Here is a 20,140-nt window from a genome sequence, read left to right as displayed (position 1 = left end):
GAAGGGTATGGTCACAGTACGTGAACAACTTCCTGGACGTTTAAATGAACTGTCTGAGGAAACGACTGTAGAACATGCCGAGCAAGCCCGACAGGATTTAGCAGAATGGCTAGACCGAGTTCGTGGGATTTACGATGGGGCGGCACTTGAACAATTAGAACGCGTTGCCAGTTATACCCTGAAAAAAGAGCTGGAAACAGACGTTAGTCATCCATCGCATACCCTGTATACAGGTATTGAGATGGCAAATATCTTAGCGCACTTGCATGTTGACGAAGACACTTTGTCTGCGGCGGTGCTCTATCGTAGCGTGCGTGAAAATGTCCTAAAGTTAGATGAAGTACGTGAAAAATTTGGTGAAGCAGTTTATGGCTTGATCAAAGGCACCTTGTCGATGGGTAAGTTGTCTGAACTGATTGAGAAAAATAAGCGTTTAGAAGACCACTTTAATAATAACCAGCGTGAACATTTAACAGGCATTTATAAAATGCTGATTTCCATGACGGAAGATGTGCGCGTGGTGCTAATTAAACTGGCAGAACGTACCTATTCATTACGTGAGTTGGCAACTGCTTCCAAAGAACGTCAGGAGCGTGTGGCGCGGGAAATTTTAACCATTTACTCGCCATTGGCACACCGTTTAGGGATTGCCCAACTGAAATGGGAACTCGAAGATTTAGCATTCCGTTATTTGGCACCAGACCGCTATAAAGAAATTGCAACATTGCTGAATGAAAAGCGTTTAGAACGTGAAAATTACATTCAAAGCGTAATTGAGCAATTGCGTACAGAGCTAAGCAATAACGGTATTCATGCCGAAATTAGTGGGCGGGTGAAACATATTTATTCGATTTATCGAAAAATGAAGAGTAAAAGCCTCAGCTTTGACCAGCTCTATGACATTCGTGCTGTACGTGTTTTGGTGAAAACCATTCCAGAGTGCTATCACTCTTTGGGCATCGTACACCAATTGTGGCGGCATATTCCGCACCAGTTTGATGATTACATTACCAATCCAAAAGCCAATGGTTATCGCTCATTGCATACTGCAGTGATTGCAGAAAACAAGTCGCTTGAAGTGCAAATTCGTACTTTGGATATGCACCAAGAAGCCGAGCTTGGGGTATGTTCACATTTTAATTATAAAGAAGGTTCTAAAGCCACAGACCATTCTTTCAATCATCGTTTGCATTCGTTACGTTCTGTTTTGGAGCATTATCAGGAACGTAACGATGCTAGCGCACATAAAGAAGATGATGATTCTGAAAACTTTGAACAAATCCAAGAGTTTGAAGATTTTGAAAAAATTTATGTGTTCAGCCGTGATGGTGATATTAAAGAGTTACCACGTGGCTCAACAGTGCTGGACTTTGCCTATCATGTGCATACCGAAGTGGGTAACAAATGTTATGCTGCGCGGGTCAATCAGCGCTATGTACCGCTCACCTACAGCTTAAAAACAGGGGAGCAGGTTGAGATTTTGACCAAAAAAGACCGTGAACCGAACCGTGATTGGTTGGTGAACTCTTTAGGTTATATTAAAACGGCACGTGCGCGCGATAAACTGCGTCATTGGTTTAGACAGCAAGACCGCAGTAAAAATCTCGAAGTTGGGCGTGAAGTACTCAACAAAGAATTGTCACGTTTGGCGATTCATCCAAAAAGTATTGATTTAAATGATTATTGCAATCACTTTAACGTCAAAACAGGTGAAGACATTCTGATTGGTCTGGTCAATAGTGATATTAGCTTGCATGCCTTAATTAATCAGGTCAATCGTCACATGCACTTAGATCAGGATGAACCTGAGCTGGTGTTGAAGCCGACTTTGAATCCACGTGCCAGCCATACCTTATCGGCACATGGTATTTTGATTGATGGTTTGGATAACGTTGAACTGCATATCGCACAATGCTGTCAGCCAGTGCATGGTGAGGCGATTGCGGGGTATATCACTCTGAATCGTGGCGTGAGTATTCATAAATTAGCGTGTTCAGACTATGTGCGCATGATTGGCAATGAGCCTGAACGTGCAGTCGAAGCTGACTGGGAAATGCAGCCCACCCGTGGTCAAAGCGTGCAGATTGTGGTGGAAGCCTACGACCGCCGCGGTTTGCTCAAAGACTTAACCCAAGTGATTTTTGCTGACCAAATTAACATTCGTCAGGTGAATACCATTTCTGAGAATGATGGAATTGCCAACATGAAACTGTTAATTGAGGTCAAAGGCTTGGCGCAACTTTCTCGTTTGTTGGCGCGTTTGGAGCAGCAACCAGGTATTATCAGTGCACGCCGTTTGGTGCAGGGTAGTTAATCAAAATCGCTTCTAAAAAAACCAGCATTGTGCTGGTTTTTTTTCTGTATGCCTTAGAGTGGCAATTTTAATTTGCTGTGAGTTGAAGCAAAAGGAATAGGAGGATCAGGGATGAGTAAAACAGATAAAAAAATTCATGTAGATGTGAGCCCTATTCATAAAATTTTTGTTCCTGCTGCAACAGATTCACGAACAGAAAAGATTCAACAGCTAAAGCAGGCGATTTATCGGTATCGGAATCAATTGTTGTCTGAGTACTTAAAACACGATATTCAAAACAGCGATATTGAGCGTAACCCACATGGCAAGCCATTTTTGATGGCATTCCCTCAATTGCAGTTTAACCATAGCCATAGCCGTCAACATTATGCATTGGCAAGCAGTTTTGAGTTGCTAGATGTTGGGATAGATATTGAAGACTTAGACCGTAATGTGCGTTTTGATGGCTTGGCACAACATGCGTTTCATCCCAATGAACTCAAATACTGGCAAGATTTGGAACATGACGCCGATTATTGGTTTCGTGTCTGGACAACCAAAGAGGCGGTGTTGAAAGCATCAGGTTTAGGGATTCGTTTAAGCCTAAATGAGTTAGATACCCGTGTGCATCCGAGTGCACAGGGCGGCATTTGTCATCATCCACAGATTGGGAGTTTTGCTTATCAAAACTTTCGTTTAACAGACTATATGCTGACTGTGGCATGGCGAGCTGCGCCATCCTGCGCAGGCTTTCAGTTTCCACAAATTCATATTGTTCAGCATTAACATCGCAATATCAGATCAAATATCGTAACGTCAAGGCACAAAAAAGCCTATCCGAAGATAGGCTTGCGTGTTGTTGTCGACAGAAATGTATTAAGGAATTTCTTGCTCTTCACCCTCAAATTCAGGTTTGACTTGAACAATAAAGTCCTGACGGTTCAAACCGCGCCATAAGGCAAAGGCTGTACCAATGTAAATAGATGAATATGTTCCGACAAATACACCGACAAACATCGCAATCGAGAACCATTTCAGACCATCACCGCCCATGAGCATCATTGCGACTACAACCAGTAACAGGGTCATAGAGGTGTGAATGGTACGACGCAAAGTTTCTGTCAGTGCAATGTTCACCACTTCAAGCGGTGTTGCACCACGGATTTTACGGAAGTTTTCACGAATACGGTCAGATACAACAATGTTATCGTTGAGTGAGAAGCCAATAATTGCCAATAGCGCTGCCAATACAGTCAGGTCAAATGGCCATTGCAGCATGGCAAAAATACCCAGTGTCACAATAATATCGTGGAACAATGACAGTACCGCACCCATTGCCAGTTTGAATTCAAAGCGAATGGTGACGTAAACCAACATCAATAACATGGCTAAAGCGACAGCGCCAGCAGAACGTATGTACAGCTCATTACCGACTTGACCGCCAACCACATCTACCTTTGGCACAGCAGCAGCATTATTTGGTAACTGTACCGCAGCGGTAATCGCTTTGGTTAGGTCTTCGGCTTCTACATCTTCTTGCACAGGCATACGCACCATTAGGTCGCGGTCTGAGCCAAGTGTTTGTACCACAGGGTCATTGAAGCCTGCTTTAATTAAAGCATTAGATACGTCAGTCGCTTTAACAGGGTTACTATAGTTAAGTTCTGCCGCAATACCGCCAGTAAAGTCCAAACCTAAATTTAAACCTTTAGTGGCAATAAAGAAGATGCTGGCGACCGTAAGTAGAATAGAAAGCAATGCCGCAGGCAAAGCTATCTTCATAAACGGAATCACGCGCTCATCATCAGGGCGACCGTATTTTTTTGAAGGTAGTTGAGTATTCTCAGTCATCATTGATCTCCTTAAATGCTCAACTTTTTCAAGTTACGTTTTTTGCCATAAATGATTTGTACAATTGCACGGGTGACTGTAATTGCAGTAAACATCGAGCAGACAATACCAATCATGAGCGTCACAGCAAAGCCCTTGATAGGACCTGTACCAATCGCAAACAGAATGAATGCCACCAAGAATGTGGTTAAGTTCGAATCGAAAATAGTGTTATACGCTCGGTCATAACCTGCCACAATGGCTTGTTTTGGTGAGGCCCCCCACTTAATTTCTTCTCGTATTCGCTCACAAATCAATACGTTGGCATCCACCGCCATACCAATGGTGATTACGATACCCGCAATACCCGGTAAAGTGAGTGAAGCACCAATCCAAGACATGACGGTTAAAATCATGGCTAAGTTAAACACTAAAGCGAAGTTGGCAATCAAACCAAACAGACGGAAGAACACCACCATCCAAATTGCCACCAAAATGAAGCCAATCTGAGTCGACAATACACCTTTATCAATGTTTTCTTGACCCAAGCTTGGACCAATCACACGTTCTTCGACAAAGTACATTGGCGCTGCTAAGGCACCTGCACGAAGCATTAAGGCCAATTCAGAGGCTTCTTGTGGAGAATCTAGGCCTGTAATACGGAACTGTGAACCCAATACCGCCTGAATGGTTGCAGCATTAATGACGACAGATTCGGTGTACGGGGTACGTACTTCAGTTTGTGTACCATTTTCATCGGTCACATAGCTAATGCGTTGTTTATTTTCAATAAACAATACCGCCATACGTTTACCCACAGCGTTGCGCGTCGCATCTGCCATGAGCTTGCCGCCCGCAGCATCTAGGGTAATGTTAACTTCTGCACCGCCTGTATCTTGGCTAAAGCCACTTGATGCATTTTGAACACGCTCACCCGTTAAAATACGACTACGGTTCAATAATATTTGGCGGCCACTGTCCAAAGATTCAAAGGCAAAAGCTTCTGTGCCAGGTGGTACAGGACCTGTAAGCTGACCTGTGTACGGATCAATATATTGATCATTTAAGTCAGACACCAAGCGGAATTCGAGGTTCGCAGTACGACCGAGTACACGCTTCGCTTCAGCCGTATCTTGTACGCCTGGCAATTCCACCACAATACGGTTGCTGCCTTGAGTTTGCACCAAGGCTTCGGCTACACCTAGTTCGTTAATACGGTTACGCAGTGTGGTCAAGTTTTGATTGACTGCATAAGACTGAATTTCTTGTTTGCGTACATCGGTATACGTCAGGCGTAAACTCGAACCTTCTGCTGTCGCTACCGCTTGTTGAGTGTACTCATTGCCGTTACGGCGCAAGAAATCCATTACCGCATCACGGTCTGCATTGTTGGCAAACTGTAGGGTGATGGTGTTGTTGTTCAGCGAAAGGCTATTAAATTTCAGCTTGTTGTCACGCAATTGACGGCGTAAATCGGCGGCTGAAGTTTCCATACGTTGGCTGATGGCCTTGTCCATATCCACTTCTAATAAGAAGTGCACACCACCACGTAAGTCCAGACCTAGCTTCATTGGTTTTGCACCAATTTTTTGTAGCCATTCTGGTGTGGTTGGCGCAAGGTTCAGCGCCACGACATAGTCATCCCCCAAACCGCGACGTAAAGCTTCTTTGGCTTTGAGTTGGGCTTCTGAGGTGTCTAAACGCAACAATGCGGCATTGTTGGTAAAGCTGTTGTCATGACTGGCAATATTTTCTGATTGTAAAATTTGCTCTGCTTTTTGTATGATGCTTTGATCAATTTGGGTACCAGCTTTGGCACCTGAAATTTGAACAGCAGGTTCATCTGGATACAAGCTAGGCAGGGCATATAATGTACTCACCACAAGAACAACAAGGATGAGCAGATATTTCCATGCTGGGTAACGCATTTATTTTCTTCTTAAAATGAAAAAGTCGTGCGTGAGCACGACTCTTTTTGATTAGAGGTTGTTTAATGTGCCTTCAGGAAGAACTGAAATGACACTCGCGCGTTGTACTTTTACTTCTACACCACGGTTCAGCTCTACCACTGCAAAATCACCTTCAATTTTAGTGATTTTACCCATAAGACCACCTGCGAATACCACTTCACTGCCTACGCCCAAGCTTTCAATCAGTGTGCGATGCTCTTTGGCACGCTTTGATTGTGGGCGCCAAATCAGGAAGTAGAAAATTGCAATGAAGACTGCAATCATTAAAAGGTTAGCCACAAGGCTTGGTTGTTGTGCAGCTTCACCTGCTGCGTGAGCGGTCGAAATAAAAAGGCTCATTTCATTTTCCTAAACTAAAAACTGGCGATCAGTGATCTGATAATAAATGGGTTTGTTCTGCAATTTACCTTGTCTTTTTACTCAGCGCAAATACTGAAAAGACTAATCTTCAGGACAAGGCGGTACTTCTAAGCCACGGCGGGCATAAAAGTCCTGTACAAATTCATCGAAAGTGCCGTTATCTAAGGCATTGCGAATACCTTGGGTAAAGCGTTGGTAATAACGTAAGTTGTGAATCGTGCCTAGCATTGACCCCAACATTTCGCCACATTTTTCTAAATGGAACAAATAGGCGCGGGTAAAGTTCTTACAAGTATAGCAATCACAATGCGGATCGAGCGGACTTTGGTCATGACGATACTTACTGTTACGAATACGCACCAAGCCATCGGTGACAAAGTAATGACCATTGCGCGCATTGCGGGTTGGCATCACGCAGTCGAACATATCCACACCACGACGAATTGCTTCAACAATGTCTTCTGGCTTACCCACGCCCATTAAATAGCGGGGTTTATCTTCTGGCATTTTAGCTGGTAAATAATCCAGTACTTTGATCATTTCTTCTTTCGGTTCACCCACCGAAAGACCACCAATCGCATAACCATCAAAACCAATTTCGAGTAAGCCGTTTAAAGATTCATCACGTAAATCTTCATACATACCACCTTGAATAATTCCAAACAGCGCGTTGCTATTTTGTAGTTCATCATGGTGATGGGTTTTACAGCGTTTTGCCCAGCGTAAAGACAATTGCAACGATTTTTGTGCCTCTTCATGCGTTGCAGGATAAGGCGTACATTCGTCAAAAATCATTACGATATCAGAGTTCAAAGTTTGTTGAATTTCCATCGAGATTTCAGGCGAAAGAAAAACCTTTGAGCCATCAATAGGCGAGCGGAAGGTCACACCTTCTTCTTTAATTTTACGCATTGCACCTAAGCTAAACACCTGAAAGCCGCCAGAGTCAGTCAAAATAGGCTTATCCCATTTGATGAATTCATGTAGACCGCCGTGTTGCTGAATCACTTCCAGTCCTGGACGCAAATATAAATGGAAGGTATTGCCTAAAATAATTTGTGCCTGAATTTCTTCAATATCACGTGGCAGCATGCCTTTGACTGTGCCATACGTCCCCACAGGCATAAACACAGGGGTTTCGACCACACCATGAGCAAGCGTTAAACGACCACGACGGGCACGCCCCGACTGACCTAATTTCTCAAACTTCATATATGTTCCAAATCAAGGCGAAAAAACAGTTCGCTGATTGTTCATGCTAAAAGTGCACTATTTTCCTAGATTATGCACAGAATTGCCAGTTGAGATACGTTTTCCTTGGTAAAAATTGAGAGTGAATATTTTGCTCAAATCCATTGTGCTTACGTGGTGGAAAATTGCTGAATACGCTGGGTAATTTCTTCTTTATCGGCTTACTTTTTATTTTGAGATTTATGTTTGGAGTAATTGTTGTTTATATTTTGCTTAACTCTATGAGTTTGTCAAAGTTGAAGAAAATGTCAATAAGACAAAACAAATTGTAGTCAAAGCTCACTTAAGTTGTTAAATTGTAATTAAAATCAATTCATAGAGGTGGGCTATGAGTGAATTAAACAGTGCACTAAAAGAAGACCAATTCTATAAAACGCTTTTGGAAACCACGAATGCAATTCCGTGGCAGATTAACTGGAAAACCAAAGCTTTTAGCTACATCGGTCCACAAATTGAGTCTTTACTGGGTTGGACGCAAGACAGTTGGAAAACTGCACAAGATTGGATTGATCGGATGCATCCTGAAGATCGAGACAAGACCGTAAATATGTGTGTGAGTTTGTCTGATCAAGGTACAGACCACGAAGCTGATTATCGTGCCTTAACCGCTACAGGAGATTATGTCTGGATTCGTGATGTGGTGCATGTGATTCGTGAAAATGACGAAACTGTGGCGATTATCGGGTTTATGTTTGATATTTCTGCACGTAAACAGATGGAGTTGGAACTCGAAGCATTGAGTCGTAAAAATCTGGCTTTGAGCTTGCAAGACCCGCTGACCTTGGTTGCCAATCGAAAGGCGCTCAGCGAGTGTATAGAGAATGAATTTAAACGAGCTTCACGTCATCAACATGCATTGTCTCTCTTGTTTATCGACATCGATCATTTCAAGCCTTATAACGACAATCATGGGCATTTACAGGGTGATCATTGTTTGATTAGTGTGGCACAGTTGCTTAAACAACATTTTGCGCGTGCATCTGACTTTGTGGCTCGCTTTGGTGGCGAAGAATTTGTGGTGCTGTTGCCCGAAACACCATTGGCAGATGCTGTACAACTTGCTGAAAACTTTAGGCAGGCAGTATATGCGCTAGAAATTCCACATACCAAGACTAGGGAAACGACCCAAGTCACGGTGAGTATTGGTGTAAATAGCTATGATCAAAATCAGCAGTATCACAATGTGGTCGATTTTCTGCATTCAGCCGATGAATTATTGTATTTGGCAAAAAATAAAGGGCGTAATCAAGTGCAGTATCTGACACAGTCACCTGTTTAGTTGAAATCTGAAAAAACAGCAAGCTTCGTGCCTGTTGTTTTATTGACATATCAAAAATAACTTAAAAATTTGGACGATAATCAAAACTTTGCGCTGCGCTGTTGTCACGAAAAGCGCGCACTGGTTTTTTGGCTGTGGTTGCAGTATTGATTATGTTGTTGGGAAAGACCTGAATATAATTATTAAATAGCTCGACATTGCGGTTATAAATGGTAATTGCAGCACCGACATTTTCATTCTGCTCATCAATTTCATGCATCATTTTTAAATACAGTTGATCGGCTTTAAGCTCAGGATAATTTTCGACCACCACATTCAAGCTGCGCATCAATTCTTTGCTTAATGCTTCAACACGTTGTAATTGATTAACATCGGCATTGTTGATGTTTAGGTTCATAATATTTTGGCGCAGTTCAGTCACTTTTTCTAAAGTGCTTTTTTCCATGCCTGCATATTGTTCGACTACTGGCGCAAGTTCTTCGAGTGTTTTTAATTTCTGTCGTTCAAAACTGGTTACATCTGCCCAAGCGCGGATAGTAGCGTTGTGGTGGCGTACGATATTGTTACGAATCATGATGCCTAGAATCACTAATACGATAACAACCAAAAGAAAAATTGCGATACCCATGCTTTGCCCCAAGATGATTTTCTTAGTCTAGAAAATCGACCAGATCTGTCTGTAATTGTTCTAAATAAGGTAATTTAAAAGTGCGTAAGTGTCCACGCAATGCGGAAATATCTTGAATATTTTTTGCTTTACTGGAAATTTCAAACAGGTTGCGATTGCCTAAAAAGCACAGCGTGTTCCGCTCAGGGTGAAATAATAAATCACCTTGTTGATGCTGAAAAAAATCATCTAGTTTTAACACCATTGCAGGGCTGAGCGTACGCGCCAGTTGAATTGCATCACTACCAAAAAAATTGAGTTTTTGATTTAGGCGAATATCACTGGTATGCCACGGAACATGATAAGGCGCACCAAAGGTTTTATTGTTTGAGGTAACGGCTAAACCTTGTAGCTGCACATCAAAGACAAATACGCCGGATAAATAGCGCACGACTTCACGCACTTTATAGTCATTGCCATTTTGATCTTTAATGCGGGTTTCGCTGACATAACGATATTCAAAGACCAAAACCTGATGCTCCTTGCCTTGTTGATCCTGCCAAACAGTACTGGCGTAACGGCGAATTTCATTAGACAGATTCCCTAAATTAAATAAAGGGAACAGACTTTTTAAATGGGCAATCAAATAAACGGGTTGTAAAGTTCGGGCAAGATACTGTGGCGGTTGCTGCCACGCCAGTTGATAGCGCTGCGCAATACTTTCCTGTTCTAAAAAAGTGATAACTTCTTCAATGGGGTCGTCTTGCTCATAGGTAATAAATGCCCAAAAAATACAGACTACGCCAATCAGTAAACAAAATTGCAGCCAAATATTGCTTGGTTGAATCAAGAGCATTAAACAGAACAACACACCCATAATACCAAGCAAGACAGGTAAAACATTTTCAAACTTGAGGGTGATGTCATCTTGCCAAGGGTGTAAACCATCTAAAATTTCTTGATGGCTTTGCGCTTTTTTTCCAATATCCCATAACCGCGCGATATTACGAAATACCCGCTGATTCTTCTTGCGTCGAATATGAATGGAGTGTTGCACGGTATCGAGCGGCATGGCGATTGTTTTAACAGGTTGAAAATTAAGTTTGAGCTTGATCAATCAGCATGGCATCGCCATAACTAAAGAAACGATAGCGTTCAGCCACAGCATGTTGATACGCCCGCATGACATTTTCACGGCTCGAAAGCGCAGACACCAACATTAATAAGGTCGATTCAGGCAAGTGAAAATTGGTGATCAAACGATCCACCACTTTAAACTGATAACCTGGGTAAATAAAGATTTGCGTATCACCCGACCACGCCGCAAGTTCGCCTGCATGAGCTTGTGCTGCACTTTCCACGGCACGTGTGGCAGTTGTACCTACTGAAATAACTTTGTTGCCTCGTGCTTTGGTTTCACGAATCAGCGCTACGGCAGCCTCAGAAACTTCACACCATTCACTGTGCATAATGTGATTGGCAATATCTTCGGTACGTACAGGTAAAAATGTACCTGCACCCACATGCAAGGTCACAAAGGTTTTTTGAATGCCTTTATCTGCTAACTGTTGCAGCAAGGCTTCATCAAAGTGCAAGCTGGCAGTGGGTGCGGCAACACTAGCGAGTTTTGTCGGGTCGTTAAACACGGTTTGATAACGTTCGGTATCAATCGCTTCTGCTTCACGGTTAAAGTAGGGTGGAATTGGCAGCTGACCGTAGACATCCAATACGTCTAAAATAGGCTGTGAAAATTCGACAATAAATAAGTTTTCATGACGACCATGTACGGTCACTTTTACAGCATCAGGCCCAATAAACAGTTCAGCACCAGCTTTTGGTGAGTTGCTGGCTTTAATATGACAATGGGCAATAAATTGATCTTGCAGACGTTCAACCAAGACTTCTACCGCACCCCCTGTGGCACGTTTACCTTTAAGACGTGCTTTCATGACTTTGGTATCGTTAAGTACCAGTAAATCGCCCGCTTCGAGTAAATTCAGTAAGTCGGTAAATTGATGGTCGTGATATTGACCTTGAGCATCAAGATGCAGCAGGCGAGAAGCGCTACGACTGGCTAGCGGGTAGCGTGCAATGAGTTCATCGGGGAGATTAAAGTTAAAGTCAGAAAGCTGCATGATAAAAAAAGTTAGAACACTGGGAAAACTGCGCCTAGTATATGCTTTTTTAGGTTTTATGGATGAAATTGGTCGATTATAAATCAAAAAAATGACAGCTGATTTAATTTTAAACAATTGCAAAAAACTTGCGTTGACAAGCTGTCAAAAAAGTTTATTATACCCATCAACACCTACCCGAGGTGGTGAAATTGGTAGACGCGGCGGACTCAAAATCCGCTGTCAGAGATGACGTGTCGGTTCGAGTCCGACCCTCGGGACCATATAAAGGAAAAGCCCTCAAGCATATTAAGACTTGGGGGCTTTTTTTATTGTCTGAACTTTATCCAATGATTTGAATATCTTAAAGTTTTTATAAGAAGGTTGTTGCTTACTTTAATTTGATTTTCTTGGTTCATGAATAAAAATAGGCATACAGAATAAGAAATAAGGATATATTTGAGGATATCGCTAACTTATCCCGTCTTTATCAATTTTCTGACAACAAAAAACCAGCGTGAAAGCACTGGTTTTTTGTAGAACAGGCACTGAATTGTATCAGTGCGATGTCATAGCATTAAATAGTTTCAAGTGCAGCATTGAATGTTGCGCTTGGACGCATTACTGCATTCACTTTAGCTTGATCTACTGCGTAGTAACCACCGATATCAACCGATTTACCTTGTACTTCCGCAAGTTCAGCAACAATTTTGTCTTCGTTTTCAGCTAAAGTTTGTGCAAGTGGTGCAAACTTCGCTTTTAACTCAGCATCTTCGTCTTGAGCAGCAAGTGCTTCTGCCCAGTATTTTGCCAAGTAGAAGTGGCTGCCACGGTTGTCCAATTCGCCAGTACGACGTGATGGAGACTTGTCGTTGTCCAGTAATTTGCTGGTCGCTTGATCAAGGGTTGATGCAAGTAACTTCGCACGCGCATTGTCTTCTTTAATCCCCATTTCTTCTAAAGAAGCAGCAAGTGCAAGGAACTCACCTAAAGAATCCCAACGTAAGTGGTTTTCTTCAACAAGTTGTTGTACGTGTTTAGGCGCAGAACCACCCGCACCAGTTTCATACATACCGCCACCCGCCATTAACGGAACGATAGACAGCATTTTCGCGGAAGTACCAAGTTCCATAATTGGGAACAAGTCAGTGAGGTAGTCACGTAAGATGTTACCTGTTACAGAAATGGTATCTAAACCACGCGCAACACGCTCAAGCGTATAACGCATCGCACGCACTTGAGACATGATTTGAATGTCTAAACCAGTCGTGTCGTGATCTTTTAAGTATTTTTGAACTTTTTTGATCACTTCATTTTCGTGTGGACGGTACGGGTCAAGCCAGAAGATTGCTGGCATGCCAGAGTTGCGTGCACGAGTAACTGCAAGTTTCACCCAGTCGCGAATTGGTGCGTCTTTCACCTGACACATACGCCAGATATCGCCTTCTTCCACGTTTTGAGTCATCAACACTTCACCAGTGTCAATGTCGGTGATGTTTGCAACACCCGCAGCAGGAACTTCAAAAGTCTTGTCGTGTGAACCGTATTCTTCAGCTTTTTGCGCCATCAAACCTACGTTTGGCACAGTACCCATCGTACGTGGGTCGAAGTTGCCATTCCATTTACAGAAATTGATCATTTCTTGGTAAATACGTGCGAAAGTCGACTCTGGCATTACAGCTTTACAGTCATAAGGCTTGCCGTCAGCACCCCACATTTTACCGCCACCACGAATCATTGCAGGCATAGAAGCATCTACAATTACGTCGTTTGGAGAATGGAAGTTGGTGATGCCTTTTGCAGAATCCACCATTGCAAGTGCAGGGCGGTGTTCTTGGCATGCGTGTAAATCTTCGATGATTTCTTCACGTAAAGAAGTTGGTAAGGTTTCGATCTTTTCATAAAGACCCGCCATACCGTTGTTGACGTTAATGCCAAGTTCTTCAAACAATTTACCGTGTTTTTCAAACGCTTCTTTATAGTAAATTTTCACACAGTGACCGAATACAATCGGGTGTGAAACTTTCATCATGGTTGCTTTTACGTGTAAAGAGAACAAAATGCCTGCTTCTTTACAATCATCCAGTTGTTTTTCATAAAAGTCGCAAAGCGCTTTTTTGCTCATGAACATAGAGTCGATGATTTCGCCATCAAGTAACGCTACTTTTTCTTTCAATACAATGGTTTCACCAGATTGAGTGATGAGTTCCATTTTTACGTTACGTGCGCGGTCAAGCGTCATCGATTTTTCGCCATGGTAGAAGTCGCCTTCATTCATGTGTGAAACGTGAGTTTGTGACCATTGCTTCCATTCACCCATAGAGTGCGGGTGTTTTTTCGCGTAGTTTTTCACTGCAGCAGGTGCACGACGGTCAGAGTTACCTTCACGTAATACAGGGTTTACAGCTGAACCAAGACATTTGCCATAGCGTGCTTTAATCGCTTTTTCGTCTTCAGTGGTTGGGTTTTCAGGATAGTCAGGAATTGCATAACCTTTTGCTTGTAATTCCTTGATACATGCAACTAACTGGGCAACTGAAGCACTGATGTTTGGAAGTTTGATGATGTTGGTATCTGGATCTTGCGTGAGACGTCCAAGCTCTGCGAGGTTGTCGGCTACCTTCTGTTCTTCGCTTAGGTATTCCGAGAATTCAGAGAGTACGCGTGCTGCTACAGAGATATCACTCTTGACAATCTCGATGCCAGCAGGCTTAGTAAAGGTCTCAATGATCGGCAGTAGAGAGTAGGTCGCCAACAATGGCGCCTCATCGGTCAGTGTGTAAATGATTTTTGACTTTCCACCAGCCATATATAGCCCCTTGCTTTGATTGAGTTTTTTAGGAGCGAGATGATAACTCAGCCCCTGCGAACCGATTTGCCTAATTTAACCTTGAGAGTATCGACTCTCTGTGCATTTCAGTCAACGTAATTACAGTGATGACGCCATTTCGCTACGAAATGATCTATCGCGTTTGTGCGAGTCAAGACACGGCTTAATGTAAAAATGAGCCAGTTTAAACCTAAAAATCGCCTTGAGTATTTAGTATTGAAATACTAATCAAATCGTATGATGAAGATATGACATCAAAAATATATGTATATTTTATTATAAATTAACCAGTTGAGGGTTCGACTTAAGTCGAATGTTTGATAAATAACCGATGAAAATGATGGGTGGATATATTTAGTCTATTTATTTTATATGTTTATCAATATGTTGCTTAGGTTTTTTTCAGTGTGATGCAATGTAAATTCTTGTATAGAAGTTGAGATTGTCTTCAAAAAAGGAATGGAAATTTACATTTAAAAAGTCTGATTTAGATTTTAACAGTTTAGATCTATTTTTAAGGGCTAAATTTTACAAAAATCGGCGTATTTTATTTGGTGGTTTGAAGCACAGTTTGATCCCTCTGAAAGCATGGTTCATCGTGATCTCAACTCTTATTCATGCATAGATGAAAAAACAAGCTCGAAAGAAGAGGTGCCGATTTGTGGCACAGTTTTTTAATGGGTTTGAAAGCTTGTATTTTGTGTTAAAGTTTGTAGGTTAACTCTGAATTCAATGGACGAGTTTTGCAGAGAAAATAATTCATAAGGCAGCACACTTTAAATTAACGAGGCAAAAATGAAAATACAGTTGCTGGAAATTGGTCCTGAAACGGAGCAACTCAGTGCTTGCACACTCTCGTTATTATTGGGTGTACATACGCCAAGTAACCAAATTGATGGTTTTTTGAAGTTTGCCCGTCAAATGCTGCAAGTCGATCATGCCATTTTAACTTTTAAAAATGAGCCCTATTTCTGGTATTCCACCAATCAAGTTTTTAAAGCTTTTCATGCCAATCCAACTGCACAGTTAGACGCTTTCTTTCAAGGTCAGCAACTGATTGAACATCAACATTCGCAATATGCGAAGTTTGTGAAGCATATTGCAAGTTTGGGGATAGAAGCCGCGCGTGTAATTGCGCTGGATTTACTCAAGACTGATGGTGAGTCGATTGGACAGTTGCTGCTATTTGATCATCGTGAAGAAGCGTTTAGTTTAGGTGCTGTGCCGACAGTGGCGGAGTTTGCTGCAGGTTTGGTACGTTATATTGAATTAAAAGTTGATTATACTGACTTAAAAGAACTGTATGAACAGCAGTCTGCATTGAATTTTAGTAAAACCAAGTTTTTCCAGATTATTGCGCATGATTTGCGTGCGCCATTTCATGGCTTATTGGGTTTTTCCGAGGTTTTGGCGCAAGAGCGCGAAACTTTGGATGATTCTAGTATTCAAAATATAGCCGACTATTTATTCGATACAGCACAATCGACTTATAACTTGTTAGAAAGTTTATTGAATTGGGCAATGGCAGAGGGTGGACGCTTTGTTTATCACCCTATTAATTTTGAGTTAAAGCAATCGACTAAAATTGTTTGTAATGTTTTGAAAAGTTTGGCAATTAAGAAAAATATTGAACTCATTGATCAAGTTGAAGAAGGTATTAAAGTCTATGCCGACATCAATATGATTACCTCGGTGATTCAAAACTTGGTCTCGAATGCGCTGAAATTTACCTTTACCGATGGTACAGGCAAAGTCATTTTACGTGCAGAGCAAACAGAAACCAGTGTAGATATTTATATCCAAGACACAGGTTTAGGCATGACTGCAGAACAACTTGAAACGCTGTTCGAGCCTAAACTTACTGTTAGTTTTAAAGGCACTGCAGGTGAAAAGGGCATCGGTTTAGGTTTGGTGTTGTGCAAGCGTTTTGTCGATTTGAACCACGGGCAAATTGTCGTGGAATCGAAAGAAGGTGTGGGAACGACTTTTAAAGTTAGTTTGCCGATTGCGACCAGTAGCCATCAAGTGTTAAGTAAAGAAGCGTTATTGTCTGAGAAAACTTAATTTTTAACGTTTATATGCACAGTAAGCAAAAGCCTGTCGATGTTTAAATCGAGATTTAAAATCATCCACAGACTTTTGTATCACGATCAATTTGGATCAACTCTTGTATTATTGAATGTTTTGAATTGGACTGCCACCCAACGCTTGCAATAAAGTCACATAGGCATTGTATTGATTTTGCTTGGTCTGCAATAAACTTAAACGCGCATTACGCGTAGTTTCCTGTGCATCTAGCAGGTTTTTTAAGGCAATCGCACCATGCCGATAACGCACCTCGGTTAAGCGTTCAGTTTTTTCTGCCAGTGCTAAATTGCGGCTTTGCAGTGCGACTTGTTGATTCAGCGCGGTTCGTGCCGACAGTGCATTTTCGACATCAGCAAAGGCCTTATATAAAGTCTGTCGATATTGCACAATGGCTTTTTCATATTCCAAAGCATTTACTTTTAAATCACGCTGCATGTCATTCCATTGCAAAAATGGCAGGGTTAAACCAGCACCTAAAGTGGCAATCGGATTTTTTAGGGCATCACTTAAAGAGGTGTGAGCACCTGTACCGACACCTGTACTGAGTGTGCCTGTAAGACTGATAGATGGATAATAACTGGCTCGATTGGCATCTTTATTGGCTAAGGCTTTGCGTAAACGTAACTCAGCTGCGCGCAAATCGGGACGACGTGATAGTAATTCTGCAGGTAAGCCTGCAGTAATGTTGGGTAGACGAACAGCGGCTAAACTCTGTGGTTCATTGATATTCAACATTTGCATAGGTTGATGCAGTAAAACTGCCAAGGCGGTACGCGTTTCAACTTTTTGCTGTGCAATTTGGCTTAAAGTCGATTTTTGACTTTGTAGGGCTTGCTCGGCTTGGTTTAAATCCAGCCCTGAAACTGCACCTGTGCGATATTGTGCATTGACCAATTGATAAGTTTTTTGCGTACTGGCAAGGTTTTGTTGTGCAACAACATAGCGTTCATTTAAATATCCTAATTGCCAATATAAATTGGCAGTGGTCGCAATCAGGCTTTGTGCGGTAGCTTGTAAGTCTTGTTCGGTGGCTAAGGCTTCCCAACGTGCAGCTTCAGTCTGATTGGCAAGTTTACCGAATAAGTCCAATTCATAGCTTAGTCCAGGATAATTCAGCGAAATCCCGCGTGCTGCATCACCGTTGCCCTCTAAACTAAATTGATGCCCTGTAGAAATACCTGCATTGCCAATCCGGACACCTTGCTGACTTTGGCTTTGTTTGGCTTGTAATCTAGCTTGTTGCAAATTTAGTCCTGCAACCGCGAGGTCGCTGTTACGCGCCAAGACTTGTTCAATCAATTGATTTAAAGCAGCATCGTGAAAGAGTGTCCACCAACGGTCTGTATTTAGTTGCGCAAGCACTTGCTGGCTTTTTTGCTGATGGTCAAACTGTTGTGGAATATCTACAGCAGGTGCCTGATAAGGCGTTTTGACTACGGCTGCACAACCCACCAAGCTGCTGCCAAGAAAAAGTGCAATGACAAGTTGGCTGAATTGTCGTGACTTCTGGTTAAATCGCATCATCATTCCTTACTCTAATTGCTTATTCTCTAGATAGCGCATCGACAGGGTTCAGTTGGGCAGCATTACGTGCAGGAATAAAACCGAACACAATCCCAATCAGGCTTGAACAGACAAAAGCGGCTACAATCGAGGTGGTGGAGTACGCCATTTCAAAGGTTCCGCCAGCCACATGATTAATCAATTGCCCAATTCCGAGTGCGAGCAAGACGCCAAGTACACCGCCTAAAATACACACCAAAATGGCTTCAATTAAAAATTGCTGCAAAATATCGCTTTGTCGTGCGCCGACTGCCATGCGCACCCCAATTTCTTGGGTGCGTTCAGTGACAGAGACCAACATGATGTTCATGACCCCAATTCCACCGACCACCAGTGAAATCACTGCAATAGCAGAAACCAGTAAGGTCATAGTGGCGGTGGTTTGTTGGATGGTTTCGCGGATACTGTCGGCATTTTGAGTAAATACATCCTGTGCACCATGACGTTGTACCAACAGGCTTAGAATGGCATTTTCTGCTGCAGCACTTGGGTATTCATCTTTGACTCGTACAATAATGCTGCGCACATGGCTTTGACCAAGCATGCGACTCATTACCGTAGAGTAAGGCAAATACACATTTAAGCTGTCGGCATTGCCCATCATGCTTTTTTGTTCTTCGACCACGCCAATAATACGGCTGGGCACACTGCCTAATAAAATCACTTGCCCAACTGGGTTGCTGCCATCACTAAAGAATGTATTTTTGGTGTTGTGATCAATCACCACATCTTGCGCTTGTTCCAATACACTGTGTTTGTCAAAAGGCTGACCCGACTGAAAGTTCATGCCGCGTACATAGAAAAAGTCTTCACTCACACCATTGACTGTAGCAGACGCTTCGGTGTCTTTAAAACGTATTGTGACGTTGCTATTGACCGATGGGCTGACGCCATCCACATAAGGCTGTTCTGCCAAAGCATCGGCATCGGCAGGAATCAGGGTTTTAAGCTGCGATGAGCGCGAGGTATCGCCAAAACCACGCCCCTGAAATACGGTGATGGTATTGGTACCTAAACTGCTGATGTTCTCTAAAATTTGTTTCTGTGAACCATTGCCGAGTGCCACAACAGATACAACTGAAGCGATCCCGATAATAATCCCGAGCATGGTTAAAAAGGTACGCATGCGATGCGCATTCATTGCCAGTAGCGCCATGCGGAACGCTTCACCTAAACGATCAAATACAGAACGCCAAGCTGAAGTTCTTTTTTGTGGCGGATGTTGCAAGGTTTGTTGGGCAATATCATCTTGATCGGCAGGTGTGTTGGGCTGATCAGAAATAATAAGACCATCACTGATTTCAATAATCCGTGTGGCATTTTTAGCGACATTATGGTCATGTGTGACCAAGATGATAGTGTGACCTTTGGCATTCAGCTCACGTAAAATCCGCATCACTTCAATACCGCTATTCTTGTCGAGTGCACCTGTGGGTTCGTCAGCAAGAATCACATCGCCACCATTCATCAAGGCACGTGCAATTGATACACGTTGTTGTTGCCCACCTGAAAGCTGACTTGGGCGGTTTTGGGTTTTATCGGCTAGACCTAAGTCACTGAGCAGCGCAGTTGCGCGAGCTTGTCGTTCTTCAACATCGGCACCTGCATAAATTGCAGGCACTTCGACGTTGCCCGCAGCGGTTAAATCGCCCAATAAGTGATAGCGCTGGAAAATAAAACCAAAATATTCACGACGTAGCTGTGCCAGTTCATCGGCTTCAAGTTGTCGGGTTTCACGACCTTTGACTTTATAGCTGCCCGTGGTGGGTTGATCCAAACAGCCCAAAATATTCATGAGGGTGGATTTTCCTGAACCCGACTGACCCACAATGGCAACCAGTTCACCTGGGTAAATCTTCAGATCAATGCCTTTGAGAATCTGTACTGTAGATTCACCCGCAGGGAATTCACGGGTCAGATTGGTGACCTCTAACAGAGGTTGAGACTGACTCATC

14 protein-coding genes and 1 tRNA gene are annotated in these 20,140 nt (G+C 42.6%); 5 read left to right on the top strand and 10 right to left on the bottom strand.

Annotated elements, in window-relative coordinates:
- The first annotated feature begins 7 nt into the window (after positions 1-7).
- Together AC0T5Z_RS11145 and AC0T5Z_RS11140 are read left to right on the top strand one after the other, a co-directional pair.
- Complete coding sequence (locus AC0T5Z_RS11145; protein ID WP_435336854.1) at positions 8-2,314, top strand: RelA/SpoT family protein; 2,307 nt, start codon at positions 8-10, stop codon at positions 2,312-2,314.
- 111 nt (positions 2,315-2,425) lie between these two features.
- Positions 2,426-3,079, top strand: a complete 654-nt coding sequence (locus AC0T5Z_RS11140) for a 4'-phosphopantetheinyl transferase family protein (RefSeq protein WP_435336853.1) — start codon at positions 2,426-2,428, stop codon at positions 3,077-3,079.
- 90 nt (positions 3,080-3,169) lie between these two features.
- Here the strand turns inward: AC0T5Z_RS11140 and secF are convergent, their stop codons facing one another.
- The 4 genes from secF to tgt form a co-directional block, all read right to left on the bottom strand.
- Complete coding sequence (gene secF, locus AC0T5Z_RS11135; protein WP_291334369.1) at positions 3,170-4,147, bottom strand: protein translocase subunit SecF; 978 nt, start codon at positions 4,145-4,147, stop codon at positions 3,170-3,172.
- Positions 4,148-4,155: 8 nt separating this feature from the next.
- Positions 4,156-6,051 carry a protein translocase subunit SecD gene (gene secD / locus AC0T5Z_RS11130; protein WP_435336852.1) on the bottom strand — a complete coding sequence of 632 codons (1,896 nt, stop codon included), beginning with the start codon at positions 6,049-6,051 and terminating at the stop codon, positions 4,156-4,158.
- Positions 6,052-6,102: 51 nt separating this feature from the next.
- Positions 6,103-6,432 (bottom strand): preprotein translocase subunit YajC, encoded by a 330-nt coding sequence (yajC, locus tag AC0T5Z_RS11125; protein ID WP_004974939.1) that lies wholly within the window; start codon positions 6,430-6,432, stop codon positions 6,103-6,105.
- A gap of 102 nt (positions 6,433-6,534) precedes the next feature.
- Positions 6,535-7,665, bottom strand: coding sequence for a tRNA guanosine(34) transglycosylase Tgt (tgt, locus tag AC0T5Z_RS11120; RefSeq protein WP_435336851.1), 1,131 nt, complete (start codon positions 7,663-7,665; stop codon positions 6,535-6,537).
- Positions 7,666-8,032: 367 nt separating this feature from the next.
- Between tgt and AC0T5Z_RS11115 the strand changes: the two genes are divergently transcribed.
- Positions 8,033-8,983, top strand: a complete 951-nt coding sequence (locus AC0T5Z_RS11115) for a sensor domain-containing diguanylate cyclase (RefSeq protein WP_435336850.1) — start codon at positions 8,033-8,035, stop codon at positions 8,981-8,983.
- Between the two features lie 61 nt (positions 8,984-9,044).
- On the opposite strand, the gene AC0T5Z_RS11110 is transcribed toward AC0T5Z_RS11115, so the two are convergent.
- From AC0T5Z_RS11110 to queA, 3 genes are read right to left on the bottom strand one after another with little or no spacing between them, the layout of a single operon-like run.
- On the bottom strand, positions 9,045-9,611 hold the full coding sequence (locus AC0T5Z_RS11110; protein WP_163170398.1) for a LemA family protein: 567 nt from the start codon (positions 9,609-9,611) through the stop codon (positions 9,045-9,047).
- 22 nt (positions 9,612-9,633) lie between these two features.
- On the bottom strand, positions 9,634-10,662 hold the full coding sequence (locus tag AC0T5Z_RS11105) for a hypothetical protein (RefSeq protein WP_435336849.1): 1,029 nt from the start codon (positions 10,660-10,662) through the stop codon (positions 9,634-9,636).
- 25 nt (positions 10,663-10,687) lie between these two features.
- Positions 10,688-11,725, bottom strand: a complete 1,038-nt coding sequence (gene queA / locus AC0T5Z_RS11100) for a tRNA preQ1(34) S-adenosylmethionine ribosyltransferase-isomerase QueA (RefSeq protein ID WP_435336848.1) — start codon at positions 11,723-11,725, stop codon at positions 10,688-10,690.
- 176 nt (positions 11,726-11,901) lie between these two features.
- On the opposite strand from queA, the gene AC0T5Z_RS11095 reads away from it, so the two are divergent.
- Positions 11,902-11,988: transfer RNA gene (locus AC0T5Z_RS11095), tRNA-Leu, on the top strand.
- A gap of 293 nt (positions 11,989-12,281) precedes the next feature.
- On the opposite strand, the gene AC0T5Z_RS11090 is transcribed toward AC0T5Z_RS11095, so the two are convergent.
- The gene (locus AC0T5Z_RS11090) at positions 12,282-14,513 is read right to left on the bottom strand and encodes an NADP-dependent isocitrate dehydrogenase (RefSeq protein ID WP_291334375.1); all 2,232 of its coding nucleotides are present in this window, start codon (positions 14,511-14,513) and stop codon (positions 12,282-12,284) included.
- An 816-nt stretch (positions 14,514-15,329) separates the two neighbouring features.
- Here AC0T5Z_RS11090 and AC0T5Z_RS11085 point away from each other — a divergent pair.
- Entirely contained in the window at positions 15,330-16,598 is a 1,269-nt protein-coding gene (locus tag AC0T5Z_RS11085) for a sensor histidine kinase (RefSeq protein ID WP_435336847.1), read from the top strand.
- Between the two features lie 108 nt (positions 16,599-16,706).
- On the opposite strand, the gene AC0T5Z_RS11080 is transcribed toward AC0T5Z_RS11085, so the two are convergent.
- The gene (locus AC0T5Z_RS11080) at positions 16,707-18,143 is read right to left on the bottom strand and encodes an efflux transporter outer membrane subunit (protein ID WP_291334377.1); all 1,437 of its coding nucleotides are present in this window, start codon (positions 18,141-18,143) and stop codon (positions 16,707-16,709) included.
- A 22-nt stretch (positions 18,144-18,165) separates the two neighbouring features.
- Positions 18,166-20,139 carry a MacB family efflux pump subunit gene (locus tag AC0T5Z_RS11075; RefSeq protein WP_435336846.1) on the bottom strand — a complete coding sequence of 658 codons (1,974 nt, stop codon included), beginning with the start codon at positions 20,137-20,139 and terminating at the stop codon, positions 18,166-18,168.
- Position 20,140: the final 1 nt, after the last annotated feature.

Source organism: Acinetobacter pengchengensis, from assembly GCF_982235305.1.
This window is presented reverse-complemented; position numbering and strand designations above follow the sequence as displayed.